The organism is Salimicrobium halophilum, from assembly GCF_900100295.1.
GTDB lineage: Bacteria > Bacillota > Bacilli > Bacillales > Halobacillaceae > Salimicrobium > Salimicrobium halophilum.
Window position 1 is genome coordinate 38,620 of sequence record NZ_FNEV01000008.1, and the last position, 25,381, is coordinate 64,000.

Genomic DNA, 25,381 nt, shown 5'->3' on the forward strand with positions numbered 1-25,381 from the left:
TAGAAAAGTTTGAGGAGCGCGGATTGATTTCAGATCTGTTGTATGCTACTTTTTGGTGAGGGATTCAGTGAGAGTGGAGGAATAACGATGACGATACAGGAAGAAGTCGGACAACGCCGCACGTTTGCGATCATTTCGCACCCGGATGCCGGTAAAACGACGATGACAGAAAAGATGCTGTTATTCGGTAACATGATCCGTTCAGCAGGTACAGTCAAAGGAAAGAAATCAGGAAAGTTCGCGACGTCGGACTGGATGGAAATAGAGAAGCAGCGCGGAATTTCCGTTACATCAAGTGTGATGAATTTTCCCTATCGCGGGTACCAGGTGAACATTCTGGATACACCAGGACACGAAGATTTCAGTGAGGATACGTACCGGACGCTTACAGCTGTAGATGCGGTGGTTATGATTATAGATGCGACGAAAGGAATTGAGGCACAGACGCTTAAGCTTTTCAAAGTTTGTCGGATGCGCGGTATTCCGATCTTCACGTTCATGAACAAACTGGACCGTGAAGGCCGCGAGCCGTTCGATCTTCTCGAGGAAATCGAGTCTGAACTGGAAATCGAAACGTATCCGATGACGTGGCCCGTAGGCATGGGCAAACGATTCCAGGGTGTGTTCGACCGCAACAATGAACAGTTCGTGAAATACGCCGGAGACGAACAGGAAGAGTATATTCCTTATAGCGAACTCGACAATCACCCGGAGTTGACGGAAGACCCGACCTATCAGGAAGCGGAAGGAGAACTGTCGCTCGTCGATGAAGCGGGAGATACGTTTGAAATCGAAAAAGTGCTGCGAGGAGAGCAGACACCGGTCTTCTTCGGAAGTGCACTTGCTCCATTCGGGGTAGAGACATTTTTCAATACGTTCCTTGATATGGCCCCTGCTCCGACGCCACGGAAATCGACGAAAGGGCTCGTATCTCCGGAAAATGAAGAATTCTCAGGCTTCATTTTCAAAATCCAGGCGAATATGAACCCGAAACACCGGGACCGTGTCGCTTTCGTACGTGTCTGTTCCGGGAAATTCGAACGCGGAATGAACGTAACACTCGGGCGTACCGGGAAAGCGTTCAAGCTGGCGCAGTCTCAGCAATTCGTGGCGTCTTCGAGTAATACTGTGGAAGAAGGCTATGCCGGGGACATCATCGGGATCTATGACCCGAACGTCTACCGGATCGGCGATACGCTCCTTACCGGCAAAGAGACGTTTGAATACGACGAATTGCCGCAGTTCCCGCCTGAGCAGTTCAAGAAAGTGACAGCTAAGAACGTCATGAAAGCGAAGCAGTTCTATAAAGGGATCGAACAGCTCGTGCAGGAAGGTGCGATCCAGCTGTTCAAACGTCCGTATTTCGAGGATTATATTATCGGAGCTGTCGGTGAACTTCAGTTCGAAGTGTTCGAATATCGGATGAAGCATGAATATAATGTAGATATCGAATTGACTCCATACGGAGAGAGGATTCCACGCTGGCTGAAAGAAGACCAGGTCGACTCTTCTCTGTTCGATGACCGGAATATGCTCGTCGAAGACCGCGAAGGCAATAAAGTCGCCCTGTTCAAGAACGACTTTTCCCTGCGCTGGTTCAAAGATAAGCATCCGGATGTGGAGCTTATCGATTTGTTCGAAGTCAATCAGTATACGCAAACGAATGAGTAGACGGCCGTAATGGTCGTCTCTTTTTTCGTTATAAATATTCTGGAAGGGTCCGCGAAAGCTGGCTTCAGGTCCGCAAATGCGTGTCGAATGTTGTCGAATGTCCTTAAAAAAGAGCATGAGCTCCGCAAAAACTTGCTGGAGGTCCGCAAATGAATAATTCTCCGAATAAGAACATTTGTTTGGAGGAGGTTAGAATGGTAAACTATTGTGGTAAACTATAGAGGAAAAGATAGGAACGGAGGTTTTCTTCGTGGAACATACATTTGAACTGGTCTCGGACTTTTCTCCGGAGGGGGATCAGCCGCAGGCGATCAAAGAATTAGTCGAACGAATCAATCAGAAAAAGAAACATCATACGCTTCTCGGGGCGACAGGGACCGGGAAGACGTTCACGATGTCGAACGTCATTAAAGAAGTCAAGAAACCGACTTTGATCATCGCCCACAACAAGACCCTTGCCGGTCAATTGTACAGCGAATTCAAAGAATTTTTCCCGAACAATGCTGTCGAGTATTTCGTCAGCTACTACGATTATTACCAGCCGGAGGCGTACGTACCTCAGACGGATACGTTCATCGAAAAGGATGCGAACATCAACGACGAGATAGATAAACTGCGTCACTCGGCGACATCCGCTTTGTTTGAACGTGACGATGTCATCATCGTTTCAAGCGTGTCATGTATTTACGGCTTAGGTTCACCTGAAGAATATAAAAACATGGTCCTCTCCATACGGATGGGTATGGAAAAAGATCGGGACGAACTTCTACGCAACCTCGTAGATATTCAGTACGCAAGAAATGATATCGATTTCCAGCGCGGTACCTTCCGCGTGCGCGGGGATTCAGTTGAGATCATCCCTGCTTCAAGAGAAGAGCATGCCATTCGTGTGGAATTCTTCGGAGACGAGATAGACCGGATCCGTGAAGTGGATGTTCTCACGGGGGATGTCATCGGAGACCGGGAGCATGTCGCAATCTTTCCGGCTTCCCACTTCGTAACACGCGAAGAGAAGATGAAAAAAGCGATCGAAAACATAGAAAAAGAGCTGGAAGAACAGCTGGCGGTTTTCAAAGAAGAAGACAAGCTTTTAGAAGCGCAACGTTTAGAGCAGCGTACCAATTATGACCTTGAAATGATGCGGGAGATGGGTTTCTGTTCCGGGATCGAGAACTACTCCAGACACCTGACGTTCCGGGAGAAAGGAGCGACCCCTTACACACTTCTCGATTATTTTCCCGATGATTCATTGATCATGATCGATGAATCTCACGTAACGATTCCGCAGATTCGGGGTATGTACAATGGAGACCAGGCAAGGAAAAAGGTTCTTGTCGATCATGGTTTCCGTCTGCCTTCAGCGCTTGATAACCGTCCGCTTATGTTCAATGAATTCGAAAACCATATCAACGAAATCGCCTATGTATCGGCGACCCCAGGTCCATATGAACTTGAACATACCGATAAGGTTACAGAACAGATTATCAGACCGACCGGCCTCCTCGATCCGAAAATTGAAGTCCGACCGATCCATGGTCAGATTGATGATCTTGTAGGAGAAATCTATAAGCGTCAGGATGCAAATGAGCGTGTACTTGTCACGACGCTGACGAAGAAAATGTCCGAGGATCTGACGGATTATCTGAAAGAACTCGGCATCAAAGTCGCGTATCTCCACTCTGAAATCAAGACGCTCGAACGTATCGAAATTATCCGGGACCTCCGTCTCGGAAAATATGACGTGCTCGTAGGAATCAACCTGCTCCGTGAAGGGATAGACATACCGGAAGTTTCTCTCGTCACTATTCTCGACGCGGATAAGGAAGGTTTCCTTCGTTCCCAGCGCTCTCTCATCCAGACCATTGGCCGTGCAGCACGTAACGATGATGGTACCGTCATTATGTATGCTGATAAAATCACCGATTCGATGCGTATCGCTATGGACGAAACGGAGCGGCGTCGCGAGAAGCAGATGGCTTACAATGAAGAACATGGAATCACACCGACAACCATCAACAAAGCGATCCGTGACGTCATTCAGGCGACAAGCGAAGCCGAAGAGGAAGAAAGTTCTGCTTTCGATAAGAAACCTTCAGAAATGACCAAACAGGAACGGCAGGAATTCATCGATAACATGGAAACGGAAATGAAGCAGGCGGCGAGAGATCTCGATTTCGAACGGGCAGCCGAACTGCGTGATATTTTGCTTGAACTAAAAGCGGAAGGATGACCTGTATATGCCAAGTAAATATATAAGTATCAAAGGAGCAAGAGAACACAACCTCAAAGGCATCGACATCGACATTCCGAAAAACAAGATGGTCGTCATGACCGGGCTCTCAGGCTCCGGGAAGTCGTCGCTCGCCTTCGATACGATTTATGCGGAAGGACAGCGACGTTATGTCGAATCGTTAAGTGCTTATGCGAGACAGTTCCTCGGACAAATGGATAAACCGGATGTGGACTCCATCGAGGGGTTATCTCCGGCGATTTCCATCGACCAGAAAACGACGAGCCGTAACCCGCGCTCGACCGTCGGAACCGTTACGGAAATTTATGATTACCTGCGTCTCTTATATGCGAGGATTGGGCGACCGGTCTGTCCGAATCACGGAATTGAAATCGATTCGCAGACGATTCAGCAGATGGTCGACCAGCTCGTGTCTTATGAAGAGAGGACGAAGATGCAGATTTTATCTCCCGTCGTTTCCGGACGAAAAGGAGAGCACAAAAAGACGCTTGATCGCCTTCGTAAGGAAGGGTACGTCCGCCTTCGCATCGACGGGGAGATGAGAGAAGTATCGGAAGAGATAGAACTTGAGAAGAACAAGAAGCATTCCATCGACGTTGTGGTGGACCGTGTCGTCATTAAAGAAGGAGCGGAAGGGCGCATTGCCGATTCACTCGAGACAGCACTTGAGCTTGGCGGAGGTCATGTGACGGTAGACGTCATCGACCACGATGAAGTGAAATTCAGTGAGCATCACGCCTGTCCGATATGCGGGTTCTCCGTCAGCGAACTGGAACCGCGTAAGTTTTCCTTCAACAGTCCATTTGGAGCCTGTGACCGTTGTGACGGACTGGGAGCACAGCTTGAAGTAGACATCGATCTCGTCATTCCGAACTGGAACCTTTCGTTGAATGAAGGGGCGATCACGGCTTGGCAACCGACGAGCTCTCAATACTATCCACAACTTCTGAAGAGTGTCTGTACTCATTACGGTATCGATATGGATACGCCGATCAAAGATATCCCGAAAGAACACTTGGAACGTATTCTTTACGGTAGCGGAGAAGAAACGATCCACTTCCGCTACGAGAATGATTTCGGAAAAGTCCGGGATAACGACATTTACTTCGAAGGGGTCATTCCGAACGTTTCACGTCGATATCGGGAAACGTCGTCGGATTTCATACGTGAACAGATGGAACAGTATATGTCCCAGAAACCCTGTCCGAAGTGTGAAGGGTATCGTCTCGGTGAAGAGGCGCTTTCCGTCAAAGTGAACGGGCAGCATATCGGTGAGGTGACCGACTATTCCGTTGTGGAGGCCCACGATTTCTTTGATAACGTGCCCCTGACGGAAAAGGAGAAGACGATTGCGAACATGATTCTGAAAGAAATCTGCGAGCGTCTCAGCTTTCTCGCCAATGTCGGACTCGACTATCTTACACTCTCCAGGTCGGCAGGCACGCTTTCCGGTGGGGAAGCGCAGCGGATACGACTCGCAACGCAGATCGGCTCTGCTCTTACAGGTGTCCTGTACGTATTGGACGAGCCATCGATCGGTTTGCATCAGCGGGATAACAACCGGCTGATCCAGACACTGAAGCGGATGCGCGACCTTGATAATACGCTGATCGTCGTCGAGCATGACGAGGATACGATGCTCGAAGCGGACTATATCGTCGACATCGGGCCCGGTGCGGGTGAGCACGGCGGTGAAGTTGTCACGATGGGGACACCGAAACAGATTATGAAAAGCAGGAAGTCCCTGACCGGCCAGTATTTATCGGGAAGACAGTTCATTCCGCTTCCGACGAAACGTAGAGAGCTGGATGGACGAGCGCTTTCAATCAAGAGCGCGACCGAGAACAACTTGAAAAACGTGGACGCCGATATTCCGCTCGGCGTGTTCACAGCAGTCACAGGTGTTTCCGGATCTGGTAAGAGTACCTTGATCAATGAAATTCTTTATAAGTCCCTATCGATGAGACTGCATAATGGAAAGCAGAAACCTGGTAGCCACGAGACAATCGACGGAATCGATCAGCTCGACAAAGTAATCGATATCGATCAGTCGCCGATCGGACGTACCCCGAGATCGAACCCTGCCACTTATACCGGCGTATTCGATAATATCCGGGAAATTTTCGCGGATACGAATGAAGCGAAGATCCGCGGTTATAAGAAAGGACGCTTCAGCTTCAATGTGAAAGGCGGGCGTTGTGAAGCCTGTCGCGGGGATGGAATCATCAAGATCGAGATGCACTTTTTGCCGGATGTGTACGTACCTTGTGAAGTATGCGACGGAAAACGTTATAATAGAGAGACACTCGAAGTGAAATATAAAGGAAAGAATATTGCAGATGTTCTCGAGATGACGATCAATGAAGCATTGGAATTTTTCTCGAACCTTCCGAAAATCAAACGGAAACTTCAGACGATTGACGATGTCGGACTCGGGTATGTCAGGCTGGGGCAGCCGGCAACAACATTGTCCGGAGGGGAAGCACAGCGCGTGAAACTCGCCAGTGAACTCCACCGTCGTTCGAACGGGAAGTCTTTCTACATTCTCGATGAACCGACGACCGGCCTGCATGTCGATGACATTTCCCGGCTTCTGCAGGTGCTTCAGCGCCTCGTCGATAACGGAGATTCGGTACTGATCATCGAACACAATCTCGACGTCATCAAAGAAGCGGATCATATCATCGACCTTGGTCCGGAAGGTGGAGACGGTGGCGGAACCATCGTCGCAACCGGTACACCCGAGTCCGTAGCCGAAGAGTCTGCTTCGTACACCGGGAAGTTTTTGAAACCGATCCTTGAGCGGGATCGTAAACGGATGGAAGAACGACTGCAGCAACAAGGGGGATAAAATGATGGAACCGATTAAGCCGGAAAAAGTACAAGATATTATCGACAATTTCTCAGAAAAGCCGGTCTATGTGCACCTGGAGACGACAAACGGGGCATATGCCAGTCATTTCAATGAAAAAGCGCATAACGTAGGGGCTTTTATCCGGAATGCTCACGTTACGTATGAACACGGAAAAATCATCAGTACCGGAGGCGGCTACCGCGTCGGACTGAAACTTGAACTCGGCTGGGTATATGCCGAAGGTCTGACCGATTACGAAGTGGACGAGCACAATCGTCTCTTGATGGCAGGCCATGATGAACAAGGACGACTCATGGTCGCGCTCGAAATCAGTGAGACACCATTTGCTCACGAGGCGGATTATCATGAGTGATTATAAGCGCGTCATCGTCATTTTCCCACACCCGGACGACGAAACGTTCGGGGCAGGGGGGACGCTGGCTTCTCTGGTGGACGCTGGTTCAAAAGTGACGTACTGGTGCGGGACACTCGGAGAAATGGGGCGGAATATGGGGAACCCTGTATTTGCAAACAGGGAGACGCTTTCCACCTACAGGAAAAAAGAACTCGATGAAGCCGCAGGGGTTCTTGGAATCGATGTCGTTCATCTCGGGTATCGGGATAAGACGATTGAATTCGAAGTGCTCGAAGAAATGGTGACTCACCTGAGAACGAAGCTTGAGGAGGCGAAACCGGACCTCGTTATCACTCATTTTCCCGGCTACGCGGTACACCCGGACCACGATGCGCTTGGACGCGCGGCAGTCGAAGCAGTCAAGGAAATGAAAGAGGAAGAGCGTCCGGACGTCTGGATGCATGCGATTTCCAACGAAACGTCCGAGGATCTCGGAGCACCGGCAATCCTTAAGGACATCAGTGATTATTGGGATACGAAATGGAAAGCGATTCGTACGCATCTCTCCCAGGCGGATGGTATGGTGGACCTCATAAACAGGGAAGACCAGCTGGAGCGATTGAAGACAGAGCGCTTCTACACGTTAGACCAGCTGCAATAAAAATGAAAAGGAGGAGTATATCGTGTCAGAAGAACGGATGAAAGTCCTTAAGATGATCGAAAACGGAGAAATCAGTGCAGAAGAAGGCTCCAAGCTATTGGAAGCGATGAATGATTCGAAGTCCTATAGTTGGAAGAGTTTTCTCGGAGATGCTGTAGACCGTGTGAAAAAAGGGGATTTCGATTTAAGCTTCGGGAATACGATCGATTTTCAGGAAAATGAGGAAGAAGAAGCAACATCGTTCGAAGATATGGACATTCATATCAATAATGGTTCGATTCATATACTTACACATGATAAGGAAACAATCAAAGCCGAGTATGATGTGAAGATGTACCAGGCGAAAGATGAAGAAGAGGCGAAACAACGTTTTAAAGAAGAAGTGCGCCTGGATGCTTCCGAGGATCTTCTTAGACTGTCCAGTCCATCCGGCAAAGTCAAAGTATTCGTCACGCTTTACGTTCCTGATCGTTCCTATGATTTTGTGAAAGCGAAAGTGTTCAACGGTGCGGTGAATCTGGAAAATATGCAGGCGGAACACGTAGAGACGAAGACGACGAATGGTGCTGTAAGCTTCACTAACGTACAAGGGGAAAAAGCGAACGTAGAAACCGGAAACGGAACCATCGATTTCAAAGGTTGCTCTTTTGCACGCTGTGATGGAAAGACCGTAAATGGTCGCATTCAAGCGGATGGATCATTCGCAAAACTGGATCTCTCTACGGTATCCGGCGGCATTCAGGTCACTGGACAGGGCCACCGTTCCGAGCGCGGCTTCTTCAAAACGTCTACCGGTTCGATTGAGGTCCTGCTGCCGGAACAGAAGCGGGTAGAAGGAAGACTGGCTTCGGCATTCGGGAAGCTGGATTGCAAACTTGATAATTATAAACTGCTCTCTGATAAGAATGACTGGCTCTCCAAAGAGCTGAAATTCGAAGCGAGAGAAGATTACGACGGAGTATATTACATCGATGCTGATACGAAATCAGGATCTGTGACCGTACGCTAAAAGAAAGCAGGTGAGAGAGAATGAAAAACGCACTGCTCCATGTCATAGTCAATGCCATAGCATTGCTGGTCGTAAGTGTTTTGTTCGATTCCATACAGATAGATGGAGTGACCGGCGCCTTGTTCGCTGCTCTGATTCTGTCGATTCTGAATGCTGTAATCAAGCCGATTCTCGTCGTGCTTACCCTACCTGTGACGATTTTATCTCTCGGTCTGTTTCTCTTCGTCATTAATGCGATTACGCTTCTTTTGACGGATGCGATTCTCGGGAGTACGTTCGAAATCGGAGGCTTCGGTGTCGCCATCCTGGCAGCTGTCATCATAGCGATTGTGAACCTCGTGCTGAATAAGCTCATCCAGGATATATAGGTTTTGCACTCCCTTCCCGTTTTGTCGGGAAGGGAGTTTTTTAATGTCTTCTGGTTTCCTGGTCACTGAATCAGCTGGAATGGTCACGAGTGTCCGGCAAAAATGATAGATAGTCACTCATTATCAGTCATCGGGGGTGAGTGGGTGGTAATGGGTTTTGCGGGACACTCGGTAGATATTTTCCGGGTTGGACGTCGCGCAAGTTGTGTTTCTTGCAGGAAAGTATGGGTGATTCCGCTTTTTTTCACATCTAGCTGCATCACCCAGAAACTCGAGCCATAAGCGTATCGGATCAGAAAAAGGAAAGGTCACCTTTGTCTGACCGATACGCTTATGACTGAAGTTTCTGAACGGGGTGATTCCGCTTTTGCTGATCACATCTAGCTGCAGTTCCCAGAACCACGTAAAATAAGTAGCCACCCCTGTTTCGGGAAAGGACACCCGAAGCCAGGCGCGTATACTTATTTTAGGGGTTCTAAGCGGGAACTTCCGCTTTCGTTATTAATCATGCTACAATGATAGGCAGTTATGTTTTATTTAGGAGGAGATACTGTGGCGAAGGTGATTACCCAGGACTTGCTGGATCGTTACGCTCTGGAGCTTTTGACAGGGGAGACAGGAGTTCACAGGGAAATACATACAAGTGACATTTCAAGACCCGGCGTGGAGATGACCGGATATTTCAAGTTCTATCCGAAAGAACGTCTTCAGGTGCTCGGAAAGACGGAAGTGTCCTATTTGAATGAGCTGACGAATGAACAATTGAAGGAACGGATGGACAAGCTATGTACGGACGTAACGCCGGGCATCATTGTTACCCGTGGGCTGGAAATACCACAGGAGCTCGTTGATGCTGCCGAAGCCGGCGGCGTACCGTTGATGAAATCTCCTTATAAGACGACAAGGGTCATCAGTCGCCTGACGAATTTTCTTGAAACGAAATTCGCTCCGTTTACTGCTATTCATGGCGTCCTCGTCGATATTTACGGCATCGGTGTTCTCATCACCGGGAACAGTGGCGTCGGTAAAAGTGAGACGGCACTGGAGTTGGTGAAACGTGGCCATCGTCTCGTTGCTGATGATAGTGTCGAAATCAGGCAGGAGGATTACGATACGCTCATCGGAAACAGCCCGTCGCTGATTGAGCACCTTCTTGAAATTCGCGGTCTGGGAATCATCAACGTTATGACACTCTTCGGAGCAGGGTCCGTCCGCAGTCATAAGCGGATTACCCTGGTGATCAATCTCGAGCTATGGGAGAAGAATAAACAGTACGATCGCGTCGGATTAGAAGAGGAAACGATGCGTATCATGGATGTGGATGTTCCAAAAGCGACCATCCCGGTTCGTCCCGGGCGGAACCTAGCTGTCATCATCGAAGTGGCAGCGATGAATTTCCGTCTGAAGCGGATGGGCATAAACGCGGCGGAAGAATTTTCGGAACGTCTGACGAAAGTGATTGAAACAGGGGAAGATCACCCGGCATCTCCTGAAGACCGGGCGGAAGACTAAGGAGGGAATACAATGGCGTGTACGACAGACCCCCTCGATCCCATATTCTTGGAACTAGGGGTCCTCAACATATACTGGTACGGGTTGATCATCGCTACCGGGGCACTCCTCGGGCTCTGGCTGGCCACTCATGAATCGGAACGTCTCGGTTTGAAAAAAGATTACATGGTGGATCTGCTCATTTACGCGATACCTATCGCTATACTTTCAGCCAGAATCTATTACGTTATTTTCGAATGGGAGCAATATGCTGGTGGTCCGTTCTGGAAGGTCTTTGCCGTGTGGGAAGGCGGAATCGCTATCCACGGGGCGTTGATCGGTTCGGTACTTACGGCGATCATTTATACGCGCGTGCGGAAGCTGTCGTTCTGGATGATGGCAGATATAGCAGCGCCCAGCATTATCCTTGGCCAGGCTATTGGCCGGTGGGGGAACTTCATGAACCAGGAAGCCCACGGCGGACCGGTTTCTGAATCTTTTTATCAAAACTTCATGCAGTATCTGCCCGGATTCATCAACCAGCAGATGTGTATAGATGGAACGCTTTATCACCCGACATTCCTGTATGAATCCTTATGGAATATTGCTGGTTTTGTTTTATTGCTTGTACTTAGCAGAAAAATTAACCCGAGACGCGGCGAAGTCTTCCTAAGCTACGTCATCTGGTATTCCGTCGGACGTTTCTTCATTGAAGGAATGCGTACGGACAGCCTTTACATCGTAGGTCAGCTCCGCACGGCTCAGGTCATTTCCATTGTCCTCGTTATTCTTGCTGTAGCATTGATCTGGTACAGAAGGAAGACGAAGATGGCGAATCTGCACTACGACGGAAAGAAAGTGAAAAAGTAAGGAGAGAGAAATAATGTTAGGAATTTTAAAAAGGGGGATGAAACAGGGGTTATCTCTGACGTGGTCGCTCGGGAAGATCATTTTTCCGATTACGCTCATTATGACGATTCTTCAGTATACCCCTGTGTTCCCTTGGCTTATGAATAAAATCTCTCCGCTTATGAGTGCGATAGGATTATCTGCGGAGGCGGCGGTTCCTCTGGTCATCGGTAACTTCCTCAATTTATATGCCGGGATCGCTGCCATCATTTCTTTCGACTTTACGGTGAAAGAAGTGTTCATTATGGCTGTCATGCTTTCGTTTTCCCATAATCTGATCGTTGAATCTGCTGTAGCGAAAAAAGTGGGAGTAAGCTGGTGGTTCGTGATCGGCCTCAGGATTTCTCTTGCCATTTTCTCGGCATGGATGATCAGTATGTTTTGGAACGGAGGAGGGCAACTCGCTTCTTACGGGTTCGCTTCCCCGGACCAGGCTGATCCTTCCGGTGTCTACGAGATCGCCTGGCACGGGATCACCACAGCGGCGAGCGGTATTTTTCAACTCGCTTTGATCGTTATTCCGCTTATGCTTATTATGCAGGTATTCCGTGAAAAAGGATGGCTCGATAAGTTTTCGAGAGGAATGGCACCATTGATGAAGTTCCTAGGGATGAAACAGAATACGTCGACCACCATAGTGGCAGGATTGACGATCGGACTCGCTTATGGGGCTGGTCTTATGATCCAGGCGGTAGAGGAAGACGGGGTATCGAAGAAAGATATGTACCTGGCGATGATCTTTCTCGTTTCCTGTCATGCGGTTGTAGAGGATACACTCGTATTCATTCCGCTCGGTATACCTATTTGGCCGCTTCTTGCGATCAGACTGGCTACAGCGATTGTTCTCACGGCAGGAATAGGATTTGTCTGGAACAGGCGCAGAGCAAGGAAACCTGCCACGCGTCATTCCTATCAGGGAGGGTGAAGAATGAGACGAACAGATCGTTTTATAATCAAGGGTGCGAATTCTTTATGGCAACTGTATCACACGGTGCCATTTTCGAAGGTAGTCAAAAACTTCATCGTTCTCCAGGTGGCCCGCTACACCCCGTTCCTGCCGGTGAAAAATTGGATGTATCGCCGTTTTCTAGGTATGGATATTGGCCCACGAACCGCTTTTGCCCTCATGGCGATGCCGGATGTCATGTTTCCTGAGAAGATAAAAGTCGGCCAGAATTCTATCATCGGCTACAACACGACGATTCTTACCCACGAATATTTGACGAAGGAATACAGACTCGGGGAAGTCGTGATAGGAGCTGACGTGATGATCGGAGCCAACAGTACGATTTTACCGGGTGTCCATATCGGGGACGGGGCAACGATTGGCGCAGGTTCTGTCGTTCATAAAGATGTTGCACCCGGAAGCGTAGTAGGAGGAAACCCTCTTCATACGCTAAGGAGAGGAGAAAACTCATGATCGAACAGAAAGTACTTCCGGCTGTACGACGAATGAAAGACTTTGAAACCCTTCTTGATACAGATACCGATTACCTTATTTTTTTAGAGACGAGGATCGGTCTTTTGAAAAGCATGATGCGTGAAGCCAGAAAAAGAGAGAAGAAAGTATTCATCCACGCCGATCTCGTTCAGGGGTTGAAAACGGATGAATATGGCATGGAGTACCTCGGCAGGGAAATCAAACCGGATGGCATCATTTCGACAAGATCCGGAGTGATTCAGCAGGCGAAACGTTATGGCATGACTTCCGTCCAGCGTCTGTTTCTGATCGACAGTCAGGCGCTTTCGCAGAATATAAAACAGGTGAAACGTACGAATCCTGATTATATCGAACTCTTGCCCGGCGTACTTCCAGGGATGATCAGGGAGATGACCGAAGACCTGGATATCCCGATTATTGCCGGAGGGCTGATTCGGACGTCCGAGGAAGTCGATGGAGCCCTCGAAGCAGGAGCAGTCGCTGTCACGACGTCACGCTCCGACCTCTGGCGGTTTGAATAAACAGCCTTGCTTTCTTTGTGAAAGTTCTGGTACAATGACGATAAGTTAATAACAGGTCGGAGAACAGGAGAGACCACAGGTCCTTTACGTATATATTCGTAGAGGGGATCTGTGGTCTCTTTTTTTCTGCATACTTTCCTATGGATTAGGGAATACACGTATCAGAGCAATGAAACCGACAGGAAGGAGTAACGATATATGAGTTTTTCAAGTTATGATCGCAAAGAACAATTCCGTAAACTGACAGAGGAACAGTGGGACGTATTAGTAATCGGTGGAGGGATTACAGGAGCCGGAATCGCTCTTGATGCTTCGAGCCGTGGAATGAATACAGCTCTTGTGGAAATGCAGGATTACGCTGCAGGTACGTCTTCACGCTCGACGAAGCTTGTCCACGGAGGACTTCGTTATCTGAAGCAATTTGAAGTGAAAATGGTAGCAGAAGTAGGGAAAGAGCGGGAAATCGTATACGAAAATGGCCCGCACGTTACAACGCCTGAGTGGATGATGCTTCCATTTTATAAGGAAGGGAACTTCGGACCTCTTTCCACCAACGTAGGTCTGATGGTATACGATTATCTTGCTGGCGTGAAGAAAGCCGAACGTCGTCGCATGTTTTCTCCGCAACAGGCGATGGAAAGAGAACCGCTTGTAAACGGAGAGAATCTGAAAGGGGCAGGTTTCTATGTAGAATATAAAACGGATGATGCCCGCCTGACACTCGACGTGCTGAAGAAAGCGGTCGAGTACGGAGCTTCCGCGACGAACTACGCGAAAGTTACCGAGTTCATTTATGAAAATGGAAAAGTGACCGGAGCTGTCATCGAAGATACGGTCACCGGGGATACGTACCAGGTGAAAGCGAAGAAAATCATCAACGCTGCCGGCCCATGGGTGGATACGCTCAGAGAAGAAGACGGCTCGAAGAAAGGGAAGACCCTTCAGCTTACGAAAGGGATTCACCTCGTCTTCGACCAGAGCGACTTCCCGCTGCAGCAGGCGATCTACTTCGACAGTCCGGATGGGCGTATGATTTTCGCTATTCCGAGAGACGGAAAAGCCTACATCGGAACGACGGATACGGTCTACGAAGGGGATATTTCGCATCCTACGATGACGAAAGAAGACCGTGATTACCTTTTGAATGCCGTGAAGAGTATGTTCCCGGATGTGAACGTCACCGAAGAAGACGTGGAATCCAGCTGGGCAGGTCTTCGTCCATTGATTCACGAAGAAGGCAAAGATCCTTCCGAAATTTCACGGAAAGACGAAATCTTCGTCTCCGATTCCGGTCTTATTTCCATGGCCGGAGGAAAACTCACCGGCTACCGCAAGATGGCGGAGCATGCTGTCAATCTTGTGCGCGATCAACTGGCTGAAGATTACAGCGTCTACTTCGGGAATTCCGAGACGATCGATATTCCGATTTCCGGAGGAGACGTCGGCGGTTCGAAAGGATTCGAGAAGTTCAAATATGATAAAGTCATCCGTGGTGTGGAAGTCGGATTGAAGAAAGAAGATGCGGAGAAATTTGTGAACTTCTACGGCTCTAACGTCGAGAAGCTGTACCGCATTTTCGAAGCGAACAAAGAGAAAGCTGCGGAAGAAAATATTGATCCGGCGGTTTTCGCCCAGCTCATATACAGTCTGACGGAAGAGCAGACGTATAAGCCGGTGGACTTCTTCATCCGTCGTACCGGGGCACTGTTTTTCAATATCAACTTCGTCAGGGACCACAAGGATGTCGTCATTCCTTACATGGCGAGAGAATTGGAATGGACAGAAGAACAGACGAAAGAATATACGGATGAACTCGAACAACTGCTGAAAGAAGCAGTGACACCGATCGAGCATGTGTAACTTCATTATTAAAGGCTTGCAGGGAGAAACGATTCTTCTTTCTGCAAGCTTTTTTGTGTTTTTCTCCATTTGCGGACTTACGGGGCGCTTTTGCGGAGGGTTCCCACTAGTTTGAGGACATTCGACAAAGTTCGACAGTGAATTGCGGACCTCCTGAGGATTTCTGCGGAGGTGCTCATAGTTTCCAAGGGTAAATATCTATTTTGCTGGACACTCACAAAAGACTGTGTCTCCTGAGTGTCGCGCTTTTCTTGTACAGGTAGACTCAAAACTTGTTTCATTGCTGAGTGGGTGGCTAAATCATTTGCGGTACACTCATGCTTTCAATCCTTTCGTAAGTGTACTGCAAGCATATTATAGGGGTGACTTCGCTTTTTATTACAAATTTCTTTATAATGAAAAAAAGAAGGAGGCGATCGGATGGAAACGGTGGAACAGTTGATGAAAAAGGATGGAAGAAATCAGTGCCTGACGGGAGCTGTGCTTTTTCTTATTGGTGGAGTCAGTCTAATAGCTTCCTTGACGACAGAGGGAATAAGCCTGAGCTGGGCCGTGCTCCTTTACGGGGTCCCTGCCTTAGCAGCCGGTATTTATTTCGTCCAATCCGGGTGGAAGGACCTCGTGAAAGCGGAACGAACGGAGGATATGGCTATCAGTACCGATAAGGGTGCGATCGCTTTTTCAAGTGTGCCTGCCGAGATGTATCTCGGGAAAGGGGAGGACAACGGCGCCCGTTTCTTCACCATGGACGGGGAAGCGATGGGAGATGTCACAGAGAAAACGACTTCCCTCAAAAAGACGGCAGGAGTTCTACTTTCTCTGCATTCTGCGAACTTTCCTCTGCCTGCGGTATATGAAGTCCGCGAAGACGGAGAACTGCTTTATGAGATTGAAAAGAAAGGATTTTCCTTTACGACTAAAGCTTATGTCAAACAGGGGAACGGAACCTATGTAGCTATCATGAAAGCGGAAAAAGATAAAGAAACGAAGCAGATGGTCTATACATATCAGGAGAAGGACCAGGTGCTGTATCAGGCTGCGGGGGACGGAGACATCGGCAGGTTTCCGGTGAAAGATGAGAAGGGAACCCCTCTCGTCACTGTGAAAAAGGGAGCGATTCCTGTCGGGGGTGCGGATGCTTTGCAACGGATGCATGGGTCCGTTTTGGAATGGGAAAGACGGGAAAACATTCCTTACAGCCTGCTATTGTTCCTGTTTTTTATCGAGCACCAGCAGCAGTAATTACGGTTTGACGAGGTTTCTTTATTTTGTTAGCATATTAGCATACTAAAGGATTGACGGAAGGGATGACACGATGGCGAAGAAACTCATGTTTGAAAAACCACTGGGAATGCGCGACACGCTTCCCTTTTTTTACAATAAAAAAGAAAACGTCCGTACAAGGCTGACGAATGCAATCGAATCATTCGGCTACCAGTTCATGGATACTCCCCTGCTTGAGTACCATGAAACGGTAGGAAAAGTGAGTGCCACCCTTGATCAGCAGTTATTCAAGCTTTTGGACCAGCAGGGCCACACTCTTGTACTTCGACCGGATATGACGGCTCCGATTGCACGAGTCGCCGCTTCTCAGCTGAAAGAGGATGCCTTTCCATTGAGGCTTGCGTATGATGGTTCCGTTTTCCGGGCTCAGCAGTCGGAAGCAGGTAAGCCTGCACAGTTCGAACAGGTCGGAACGGAGCTTATCGGAGATCACTCTTCTTATGGAGACGCCGAAGTCATTGCTCTATTGATCGAGTCTTTGAAACAGACCGGACTCGAAGAATTCGTCATCACGGTCGGGCATATCGGCTTTGTCCGTTCTTTATTCGAAGAAGTGTTACCGCAGAACAATGAGGCGGTAGAAACCCTGCTTGAGTATCTATACAGGAAGAATTATGTCGGGTACAAGTCTTATGTCGCTTCTCTTTCCATTTCAGAAGAAGCGAAGAATAGTCTCACGGCGCTCCTTCGTCTCAGAGGAAGCGACGCTGTGTTCGAAGAAGCGCGGGCTCTTGCGAAATGTCAGGCGGGACTGAAAGCGATGAACGAACTGAAACAACTGCACCGGACACTTGAACAGTATGGAGTGGCTTCCTACGTCCAGTTCGATTTGAACCTGATCAGCCACATGGACTACTACACGGGCATCCTATTCGAAGGGTATGCGCCGAATGTAGGAGCACTTCTCTGTAACGGGGGAAGATACGATGCTTTGTTGCCGTCGTTCGAATTGAATGCATCAGCGACAGGTTTCGCGGTTCACGTAGAGCGGCTCGTCGAAGCACTGAACGGTTCTACTGAAATAAGGAAATCGGCCGTTTGTGTGATAGTAGATGATCAGACATTTTCTGAAGGAGTGGACAAGGCGAATCTGCTTCGTTCGGAAAATAAGCGCGTTGTCATCCAGCATGCGGATCAGGTAGCGAATCTTACCGCTTTCCTGAAAAAGTATGAAGAAGTGATCGATATGACCGGGAAAGGAGCGACAGGAGATGAGTAAACCACTGACGATCGCCATGCCAAAAGGCAGGATTTTCGAAGAAGCAGCGGAACTGATGCGTAATGCCGGATATGACATCGGCTCAGGCGCTGAGGAATCTCGTAGACTGATTCTTGAATTTCCGGAACAGAACATCAACGTCATGATGGCGAAGCCGATGGACGTTGTCACCTACGTCGAATACGGAGCTGCAGATATCGGAATCGCCGGCAAAGATGTACTTCTCGAACAGGACCGGGACGTGTATGAAGTGCTCGATTTGAAAATAAGCCCATGCTATATCGCGGTAGCTGGTCTGCCGGATCAGCCGCTCAGTCGAATCGCACCGAAGATTGCGACGAAGTATCCGAAAGTGGCCTCCGATTATTACCGGGAACAGGGAGAACAGATCGAGATCATTCCGCTCAACGGCTCCATCGAACTTGCTCCTTTGATCGGACTCAGCGACCGGATTGTCGATATCGTTTCTTCCGGCCGGACGCTAAAAGAAAACGGCCTCGTCGAATATGAAAAAATTACAGACATCACCTCCCGTCTGATCGTGAACCCTGTGAGCTACAGGACGAAGAGCGACCGTATCGATCCTCTTATCGAGAAAATGGGAGAACAGGTAGGAGTGTCGTCATGAAGCGATTAACGAAAGAAGACCTGAAGGGATGGAAAACGAAGCGTGAAGACGACACATCGGAACAGCTCGCTTCTGTCAAAGAAATCATCCGTAGGGTGCGGGCAGAGGGGGACACAGCTGTAAGAACTTATACGGAAACCTTCGACGGCGCGTCTCTTGATGATTATCGTGTTACATCCGAGGAGATGAGTGACGCCTATGAATCCATCAGCCAGAAATATATCGATGTGATCCAGGAAGCAGCCATCAACATCCGTCGTTTTCACGAGAAGCAGCTTCCGACCTCCTGGTTCGATACGCAGGAAAATGGAACGATGCTTGGACAGAAGTACACGTCTCTTGATCGTGCCGGTGTGTATGTACCAGGCGGGACTGCAGCTTATCCATCTTCTGTGATGATGAATATTATCCCTGCCCAAGTGGCGGGAGTGAAGCGGATCGTCATGGTGACACCACCAGGACCCGATGGACAAGTACCTATCGGTGTTTTGGCTACAGCTCAGATTCTTGGCGTTACGGAGATTTACAAAGTCGGAGGGGCACAGGCGATTGCAGCACTCGCTTACGGTACAGAAACGGTGCCGAAAGTCGACAAGATCACCGGGCCGGGAAACATTTTCGTCGCCCTTGCGAAAAAGGAAGTATTCGGGGACGTGGACATAGACATGATTGCGGGTCCGAGCGAAATCGCTGTGCTTTGTGATGACTCGGCGCGTGCCGGGGAAGTCGCAGCGGATCTTCTCTCACAGGCGGAACACGACGAACGTTCTTCGAGTATCTGCATAACAACTTCTGAAAGAATAGCGGGAGAAGTGGAAGAAGAAGTAGAACAGCAACTTAAGGGTCTTCCTAGAAGGGAGATCGCCGAAAAAAGCATCCATACCTATGGCGGTATCATCGTTACTGCTACGATGGAAAAAGCGGTGGAAGCGGTGAATGAGCTTGCTCCGGAGCACCTGGAGGTCCTTACGGAGAACCCTTACGAACAGCTCGGAGCCATCAGGCACGCAGGGGCGATTTTCCTTGGACCATATAGCTCAGAACCGGTAGGGGACTATTTTGCAGGGCCGAACCATGTCTTGCCGACGAGTGGCACAGCCAGGTTCTCAAGCCCCCTTAATGTACATGATTTCATGAAAAAATCGAGCGTCATTTCCTACAGTGAAGCAGCCTGGAAAGAGAACGTCGATAAAATAGCGAGCTTCGCGCGTCTTGAGGACCTCGAGGGACACGCTCGCGCAATAGAGAAGAGAAAGGAGCGTTTGGATGACTAGATCTGGGAGTATTACGAGAAAGACGAGAGAAACGGATATCGAGCTCGCTTTCGATGTCGATGGGCAGGGGAAAGCGGACCTTGACGTTCAAGTGCCGTTTCTTTCTCACATGCTGGAATTGTTCACGAAGCACGGTCTTTTCAATTTGACGGTGACAGGAAAAGGGGACGTAGAAGTCGATGATCATCACCTGACTGAAGATATCGGCATTTGCCTCGGCCAGGTGCTGAGAGAAGCGATCGGTGACAAAAAGGGGATGAAGCGGTACGGATCAATGATTCTGCCTATGGACGAAGCACTCGTTACGGTAGCGCTTGATTTATCAGACCGTCCTCACCTTGAATGGTACGCGGATATCCCTTCCAAAAAAATCGGAACATTCGATACCGAAAACGTCCACGAATTCTTTTGGAAGCTGGCCCTGGAAGCGAGAATGAACCTTCATATCGTCGTTCATCACGGTCATAATTCCCACCACATCGTCGAGGCGATGTTCAAAGCCCTCGGCCGCGCATTGGATGAAGCGACGCAACTCGACCCTAGAGTCGAAGGTGTGCCTAGCACGAAAGGAAGTCTATCATGATTGGGATCATCGATTATGGCATGGGAAATCTGTTCAGTGTATCCAAAGCTCTTGAGCGACTTGAGGTCGATTACATCATCGGCGATCATCCGGATATGCTTGAAGACGCACAAGCGCTGATTCTTCCGGGAGTCGGTGCCTTTCCAGATGCAATGAAAGCGTTGAAGGAACACGGCTTCATCAAGTTCATTCATAAAAAGATCGAGGAAGGAGTTCCTTTTTACGGAATTTGTCTCGGTATGCAGCTTTTATTCGAAGCCAGTGAAGAAGGCGGAGAGACGGAAGGGCTCGGTATCTTCCCAGGGACCATCCGTCGCTTTGAAGGGAAGACGGCAGAAGGAAAAACATATAAAGTCCCGCACATGGGTTGGAATCAGCTCGAAATCCATAAGCCGGATCACTTCGTAATGGAGAATGTCGGGGAAGAGTACGTCTATTTCGTCCACTCTTACGTTGTCGATACCAAAGACGAATCGATTTTGCTGGCGACGGCCGATTATCACCAGCAGGTACCTGCGATTGTAGGAAAAGGGAACGTAATGGCAAGTCAATTTCATCCGGAAAAGAGCGGTCGGGCCGGCATGCAGCTTCTGGATAACTTTTGCAAAAGAATGGCTTTAGAAAGCAGGTGAGGGAATGAGTTTTACTATTTATCCCGCTATCGATATGCGCGACGGGAAGTGTGTGCGCCTCGAGCAGGGAGATTTCGATAAAGAAACGGTATACGGAGACAGTCCATTCGATGTGGCCCGGGATTTCAATGATAAAGGGGCGTCCTGGATCCACATGGTCGACCTGGACGGAGCGAAGGAAGGCTCGAAGAAAAACGCGGAAGACGTCATCCGCGTGGCGAAAGAGCTTAAGTGCCGGGTACAGATCGGGGGAGGCATCCGTTCAGCTGAAGATGTCTCTTATTATTTGGACCAGGGAGTGGACCGCGTCATCATCGGTTCTCTCGCTGTGAAGAATATTGAGCTTACGAAGGAATTGCTTCGCAAGTATAAAGAGCGCATCGTCATCGGTCTGGATGCCAAGAACGGCTACGTCGCAACAGAAGGATGGCTCGAAACCTCGGAAAAGAGAGCGGCGGACCTCGGAAAAGAACTTGCAGAAGCCGGAGCCCGTACGTTCATTTATACTGATATCGCTAAAGACGGCATGCTATCCGGGCCGAATACGAAAGAAATTGCTGAACTCGCAGAAGAGACAGGAGTAGAAGTGATCGCATCCGGAGGCATCCAGGGCCTCGAAGATATCAAAGAATTGAAACGTCACCCGAATATCAGCGGCACTATCATTGGAAAAGCGCTATACACCGGACGCTTCACCCTTACAGATGCGTTGAAGGAGGAAGTGTGATGTTGGCTAAACGAATCATCCCCTGTCTTGATGTAAAGGAAGGACGGGTCGTCAAAGGGATTCAGTTCGTCGATATCCGTGACGCCGGAGACCCGGTAGAGCTTGCGAAGATGTACGATGAAGCGGGAGCAGATGAGCTTGTATTTCTTGATATTTCCGCGACGCATGAAGGGAACGAAACGATGATCGATGTCGTGCGGCAGGTCGCCTCAGAGCTCGCCATCCCTTTTACGGTCGGTGGAGGCATCCGTACGCTTGGAGATATGAAAGAGACCCTCAGGAACGGGGCGGATAAAGTGGCGGTCAACTCTGCGGCGGTCAAACGTCCCGAATTGATCAGAGAAGGTTCCGATTATTTCGGTGCCCAATGTATCGTTGTAGCGATTGATGGAAGGTATGATGAAGAAGCCGGAACATGGCGAGTCTACACGGCAGGTGGCAGAAATCCTACGGATCGCCTCGTTGTCGACTGGGCGAAAGAAGCGGAAGCCCTCGGTGCCGGGGAAATTCTGCTTACGTCGATGAATCAGGACGGAGAGAAGACGGGCTTCGACCTGCCGATGCTAGAAGCTGTGCAGGAAGTGGTATCCATCCCAGTCATCGCTTCCGGTGGTGCAGGAAACAAGGAACATTTCTATGATGTATTCACTCACGTAGACGCTGATGCTGCCCTGGCTGCATCCATCTTCCACTATAAAGAAACGTCGATCGGGAACGTGAAAGATTACTTGAAGGATAAAGGAGTGGCGATACGGTGAAAGCAGAAGATGTAGTATTTGACGAAAAAGGGCTTGTCCCTGCAATTGTTCAGGACGCGCGCTCCAAGGCCGTACTGACTCTCGCCTATATGAATGAAGCAGCCTTGAAGAAAACGCTTGAAATCGGGGAAACGGTGTTCTACAGCCGCTCCCGTGAGGAACTGTGGCACAAAGGAGAAACATCAGGAAACACACAGAAGGTGGAGAATATCACCTATGACTGTGACCAGGATGCAGTTCTGCTGCAGGTGATACCAGCAGGGCCCGCCTGCCACAAGGGAACATACAGTTGCTTCCAGGAATCTCTGTCCTCTTCGGAAGAAGACAGATACAGGATCGTTACAGAACTTCAGGAAGTCCTCGCTGAGCGTAAGGCTGAGCTTCCGGGAGGTTCTTATACCTCCGGGCTGTTCCAGGAAGGTGTCGACAGAATCGCCAAGAAAATCGGTGAAGAAGCAGGGGAAGTGATCATCGCAGCGAAAAATGATGACAGAGAAGAACTGGCTCTCGAATCGGCAGATCTTCTTTTCCACCTGCTGATGCTGCTTACGGACCGGAATGTACCGCTCGATGACGTCCTGGAAGTTCTTGAAAAGCGTCATAAAAGTTGATAATTTAACAAGAAATTGCGCAAACCCTCTAATCTCCTGGTCCATTTTATGGTATACTCCATAATTGGTTAGATTTACGAAGCGGAGAGTAGGAGGCAACTCAATGACGACAATGGTAAAGGATGAAAAGAACGTCATTCCCTTTGTCCCAAACAGCAGTTTTTATTTCAGTCACGGCGTCCAGGCGTTTCAGAAACGTTCGTTTGATCGGGCCGTTCGCTGGCTGAAAAAAGCGATTGAAATAAACGAAAACGAACCTTTATATAAATGCCAACTTTCTGTCGTATATACGGAAGTTGGCTCTTATCATGCAGCGAATCAGTTATTGACGGACGTCCTGCGTGATAAGGGGGATGCGTACCCGGATTGCTATTACCTGATGGCGAACAATTATGCACATCTCGGTCTGTTCAAAGATGCGAGCAGGTATGTTGAGACCTATATAGAAAAAGACGAAGATGGTGAGTTCAGGGAAGCTGCCGATCAACTGAAGGAGATGCTCGATTCCGTCGAACCGGAAGAAGAGGAAGAATTTCAGTTCGATGAGGAAGATGAACTGCTCGTTTATCAGGAAACGGTGCACTATCACCTGGAACACCATGAATGGACGGAAGCGCTCGGTCTTCTTGAAGAGATGATGCATCTGTTCCCGAGCTTCCCATTGACGAATCACCAGTATGCGTATGCCCTTTTCCATACCGGGGAGCACGAAGCGGCGATCGCTATGGAGCGGGAATGGCTCGAGGAGTCGCCGGAGGATATCCATTGTCATATCAATCTGATCACATTTTATGTAGAAATGAACCAATATGAGCTGATGAAGCATCACGTGTTCCAATTGAAGAATGTCTTCCCGATGCATGAGGAGCAGCAACTGGCTGTTGCCGTAGCTCTTACGAGGGCGAGTGAGTATGTAGAAGCAGTGGACAGGTTCCGTCAACTTGGAAAGAAAGCAGTGAAGAACCGCTATCAGTATCTGAAATGGTACAGCATCGCTTCATTTCACGCCGGCAATCCTTATAAGTCGGAAGAGCTTTGGAAAAAGGGAGTTCATCGTTTCCCTGATTTGACAAAGTCAGACGGCCCCTGGATTACTGGTTGAGCAGATAAATAGACGAGCTATGATGGATTTACTATGATAATGACAGATTGCGAAAGCGAAGGAGTGAATGGCCATGACAGAAGAGAACATTTATGACGTTATCATTGTGGGTGCAGGTCCGGCCGGAATGACTGCAGCTGTTTATACATCACGTGCGAACTTGAACACGCTGATGCTTGAACGAGGAATTCCGGGTGGCCAGATGGCGAATACGGAAGATGTAGAGAACTACCCGGGGTATGAAAGTATTCTCGGTCCGGATCTCTCCAATAAAATGTTCGCCCACGCGAAGAAATTCGGTGCAGAATATGCTTATGGAGATATCAAGGAAATCATTGATGGCAAAGAATATAAGACGGTAGTCGCCGGAAAGAAAGAATACAAAGCACGTTCGATCATTCTTGCGACTGGTGCCGAATACAAAGAGCTCGGCGTATCCGGAGAGAAAGAACTCGGAGGCCGCGGTGTCTCTTACTGCGCCGTATGTGATGGTGCTTTCTTCCGCGATAAGGAACTCGTTGTCGTCGGTGGTGGAGATTCCGCTGTAGAAGAAGGCGTGTATCTGACGCGTTTTGCGAGCAAAGTTACGATTGTACACCGCCGGGATGAGCTTCGTGCGCAGAAGATTCTTCAGGATCGTGCGTTCGATAATGAAAAGATCGACTTCATCTGGGATACGACGGTCAGCTCCATCAATGAAGAAAACGGAAAAGTCGGAAGCGTCACGCTTTACGACAAGAAGAAAGAGGAAGAGTACGAGTTCAAGACGGATGGTACGTTCATCTATATCGGTCTTATTCCGTTGAATAGTGCGTTCCGCAACCTCGGAGTAACCAACGAAGAGGGCTATATCGAAACGGACGAACGTATGGAGACGAACGTTCCGGGGGTTTTTGCTGCGGGCGATATCCGTGACAAAGAGCTTCGTCAGATTGTTACAGCTACGGGGGACGGCAGTATTGCCGCTCAGTCTGCGCAACATTATATCGAGAATCTCATGGAAGAACTCGAAAAGGTGACTACTTGAGAGTAAAAGAATTTTAATGCGTGTGTAACACGCATGACACATTTTCTCGTTACAATGGTAAGTGAATTATTGACCCCCTTTTTTAAGATATACCTTTGGAGCGCAGGTGTAGATCACCTGCGCTTTTTTTGTGTGAAATGCCTGG

General features: G+C 48.9%; 24 protein-coding genes. All 24 read left to right on the forward strand.

The window, feature by feature from the left end; genetic code table 11:
- Positions 1–87 precede the first annotated feature (87 nt).
- Entirely contained in the window at positions 88–1,671 is a 1,584-nt protein-coding gene (locus tag BLQ44_RS12290) for a peptide chain release factor 3 (RefSeq protein WP_093194203.1), read from the forward strand.
- Between the two features lie 250 nt (positions 1,672–1,921).
- Positions 1,922–3,901: an excinuclease ABC subunit UvrB gene (gene uvrB / locus BLQ44_RS12295; protein WP_093194204.1), complete on the forward strand. Its 1,980-nt coding sequence runs from the start codon at positions 1,922–1,924 to the stop codon at positions 3,899–3,901.
- A 7-nt stretch (positions 3,902–3,908) separates the two neighbouring features.
- Positions 3,909–6,773 (forward strand): excinuclease ABC subunit UvrA, encoded by a 2,865-nt coding sequence (uvrA, locus tag BLQ44_RS12300; protein WP_093194205.1) that lies wholly within the window; start codon positions 3,909–3,911, stop codon positions 6,771–6,773.
- A gap of 4 nt (positions 6,774–6,777) precedes the next feature.
- Complete coding sequence (locus BLQ44_RS12305) at positions 6,778–7,149, forward strand: YojF family protein (RefSeq protein ID WP_093194345.1); 372 nt, start codon at positions 6,778–6,780, stop codon at positions 7,147–7,149.
- Positions 7,142–7,792: a bacillithiol biosynthesis deacetylase BshB2 gene (bshB2, locus tag BLQ44_RS12310; protein WP_093194206.1), complete on the forward strand. Its 651-nt coding sequence runs from the start codon at positions 7,142–7,144 to the stop codon at positions 7,790–7,792. Before BLQ44_RS12305 ends, bshB2 begins: the two co-directional genes overlap by 8 nt.
- Before the next feature lie 22 nt (positions 7,793–7,814).
- Positions 7,815–8,801, forward strand: a complete 987-nt coding sequence (locus BLQ44_RS12315) for a DUF4097 family beta strand repeat-containing protein (RefSeq protein ID WP_093194207.1) — start codon at positions 7,815–7,817, stop codon at positions 8,799–8,801.
- Positions 8,802–8,821: 20 nt separating this feature from the next.
- Positions 8,822–9,169, forward strand: a complete 348-nt coding sequence (locus BLQ44_RS12320; RefSeq protein ID WP_093194208.1) for a phage holin family protein — start codon at positions 8,822–8,824, stop codon at positions 9,167–9,169.
- Positions 9,170–9,721: 552 nt separating this feature from the next.
- Complete coding sequence (gene hprK / locus BLQ44_RS12325; RefSeq protein ID WP_176757515.1) at positions 9,722–10,681, forward strand: HPr(Ser) kinase/phosphatase; 960 nt, start codon at positions 9,722–9,724, stop codon at positions 10,679–10,681.
- A 12-nt stretch (positions 10,682–10,693) separates the two neighbouring features.
- The gene (gene lgt / locus BLQ44_RS12330; protein ID WP_093194210.1) at positions 10,694–11,530 is read left to right on the forward strand and encodes a prolipoprotein diacylglyceryl transferase; all 837 of its coding nucleotides are present in this window, start codon (positions 10,694–10,696) and stop codon (positions 11,528–11,530) included.
- A gap of 13 nt (positions 11,531–11,543) precedes the next feature.
- A complete protein-coding gene (locus BLQ44_RS12335) occupies positions 11,544–12,494 on the forward strand; it encodes a nucleoside recognition domain-containing protein (RefSeq protein WP_093194211.1) in 951 nt (316 codons plus the stop codon).
- A gap of 3 nt (positions 12,495–12,497) precedes the next feature.
- Positions 12,498–12,989 carry an acyltransferase gene (locus tag BLQ44_RS12340; protein ID WP_093194212.1) on the forward strand — a complete coding sequence of 164 codons (492 nt, stop codon included), beginning with the start codon at positions 12,498–12,500 and terminating at the stop codon, positions 12,987–12,989.
- Positions 12,986–13,531: a glycerol-3-phosphate responsive antiterminator gene (locus tag BLQ44_RS12345; protein ID WP_093194213.1), complete on the forward strand. Its 546-nt coding sequence runs from the start codon at positions 12,986–12,988 to the stop codon at positions 13,529–13,531. Before BLQ44_RS12340 ends, BLQ44_RS12345 begins: the two co-directional genes overlap by 4 nt.
- Positions 13,532–13,729: 198 nt before the next feature.
- Complete coding sequence (locus tag BLQ44_RS12350; protein ID WP_093194214.1) at positions 13,730–15,391, forward strand: glycerol-3-phosphate dehydrogenase/oxidase; 1,662 nt, start codon at positions 13,730–13,732, stop codon at positions 15,389–15,391.
- Between the two features lie 420 nt (positions 15,392–15,811).
- On the forward strand, positions 15,812–16,633 hold the full coding sequence (locus BLQ44_RS12355; protein WP_093194215.1) for a hypothetical protein: 822 nt from the start codon (positions 15,812–15,814) through the stop codon (positions 16,631–16,633).
- A 73-nt stretch (positions 16,634–16,706) separates the two neighbouring features.
- The gene (locus tag BLQ44_RS12360; RefSeq protein ID WP_093194216.1) at positions 16,707–17,894 is read left to right on the forward strand and encodes an ATP phosphoribosyltransferase regulatory subunit; all 1,188 of its coding nucleotides are present in this window, start codon (positions 16,707–16,709) and stop codon (positions 17,892–17,894) included.
- Complete coding sequence (hisG, locus tag BLQ44_RS12365) at positions 17,887–18,522, forward strand: ATP phosphoribosyltransferase (protein WP_093194217.1); 636 nt, start codon at positions 17,887–17,889, stop codon at positions 18,520–18,522. Before BLQ44_RS12360 ends, hisG begins: the two co-directional genes overlap by 8 nt.
- On the forward strand, positions 18,519–19,796 hold the full coding sequence (hisD, locus tag BLQ44_RS12370; protein WP_093194218.1) for a histidinol dehydrogenase: 1,278 nt from the start codon (positions 18,519–18,521) through the stop codon (positions 19,794–19,796). Before hisG ends, hisD begins: the two co-directional genes overlap by 4 nt.
- Positions 19,789–20,379 carry an imidazoleglycerol-phosphate dehydratase HisB gene (gene hisB / locus BLQ44_RS12375; protein WP_093194219.1) on the forward strand — a complete coding sequence of 197 codons (591 nt, stop codon included), beginning with the start codon at positions 19,789–19,791 and terminating at the stop codon, positions 20,377–20,379. Before hisD ends, hisB begins: the two co-directional genes overlap by 8 nt.
- Positions 20,376–21,011 (forward strand): imidazole glycerol phosphate synthase subunit HisH, encoded by a 636-nt coding sequence (hisH, locus tag BLQ44_RS12380; protein WP_093194220.1) that lies wholly within the window; start codon positions 20,376–20,378, stop codon positions 21,009–21,011. Before hisB ends, hisH begins: the two co-directional genes overlap by 4 nt.
- Positions 21,012–21,015: 4 nt before the next feature.
- A complete protein-coding gene (gene hisA, locus BLQ44_RS12385; protein ID WP_093194221.1) occupies positions 21,016–21,738 on the forward strand; it encodes a 1-(5-phosphoribosyl)-5-[(5-phosphoribosylamino)methylideneamino]imidazole-4-carboxamide isomerase in 723 nt (240 codons plus the stop codon).
- Complete coding sequence (gene hisF, locus BLQ44_RS12390; RefSeq protein WP_093194222.1) at positions 21,738–22,496, forward strand: imidazole glycerol phosphate synthase subunit HisF; 759 nt, start codon at positions 21,738–21,740, stop codon at positions 22,494–22,496. Before hisA ends, hisF begins: the two co-directional genes overlap by 1 nt.
- Positions 22,493–23,107: a bifunctional phosphoribosyl-AMP cyclohydrolase/phosphoribosyl-ATP diphosphatase HisIE gene (gene hisIE, locus BLQ44_RS12395; RefSeq protein WP_093194223.1), complete on the forward strand. Its 615-nt coding sequence runs from the start codon at positions 22,493–22,495 to the stop codon at positions 23,105–23,107. The genes hisF and hisIE overlap by 4 nt, the downstream gene beginning before the upstream one ends.
- 103 nt (positions 23,108–23,210) lie before the next feature.
- Positions 23,211–24,209: a tetratricopeptide repeat protein gene (locus BLQ44_RS12400; RefSeq protein ID WP_093194224.1), complete on the forward strand. Its 999-nt coding sequence runs from the start codon at positions 23,211–23,213 to the stop codon at positions 24,207–24,209.
- A 73-nt stretch (positions 24,210–24,282) separates the two neighbouring features.
- Complete coding sequence (trxB, locus tag BLQ44_RS12405; RefSeq protein WP_093194225.1) at positions 24,283–25,236, forward strand: thioredoxin-disulfide reductase; 954 nt, start codon at positions 24,283–24,285, stop codon at positions 25,234–25,236.
- Positions 25,237–25,381: the final 145 nt, after the last annotated feature.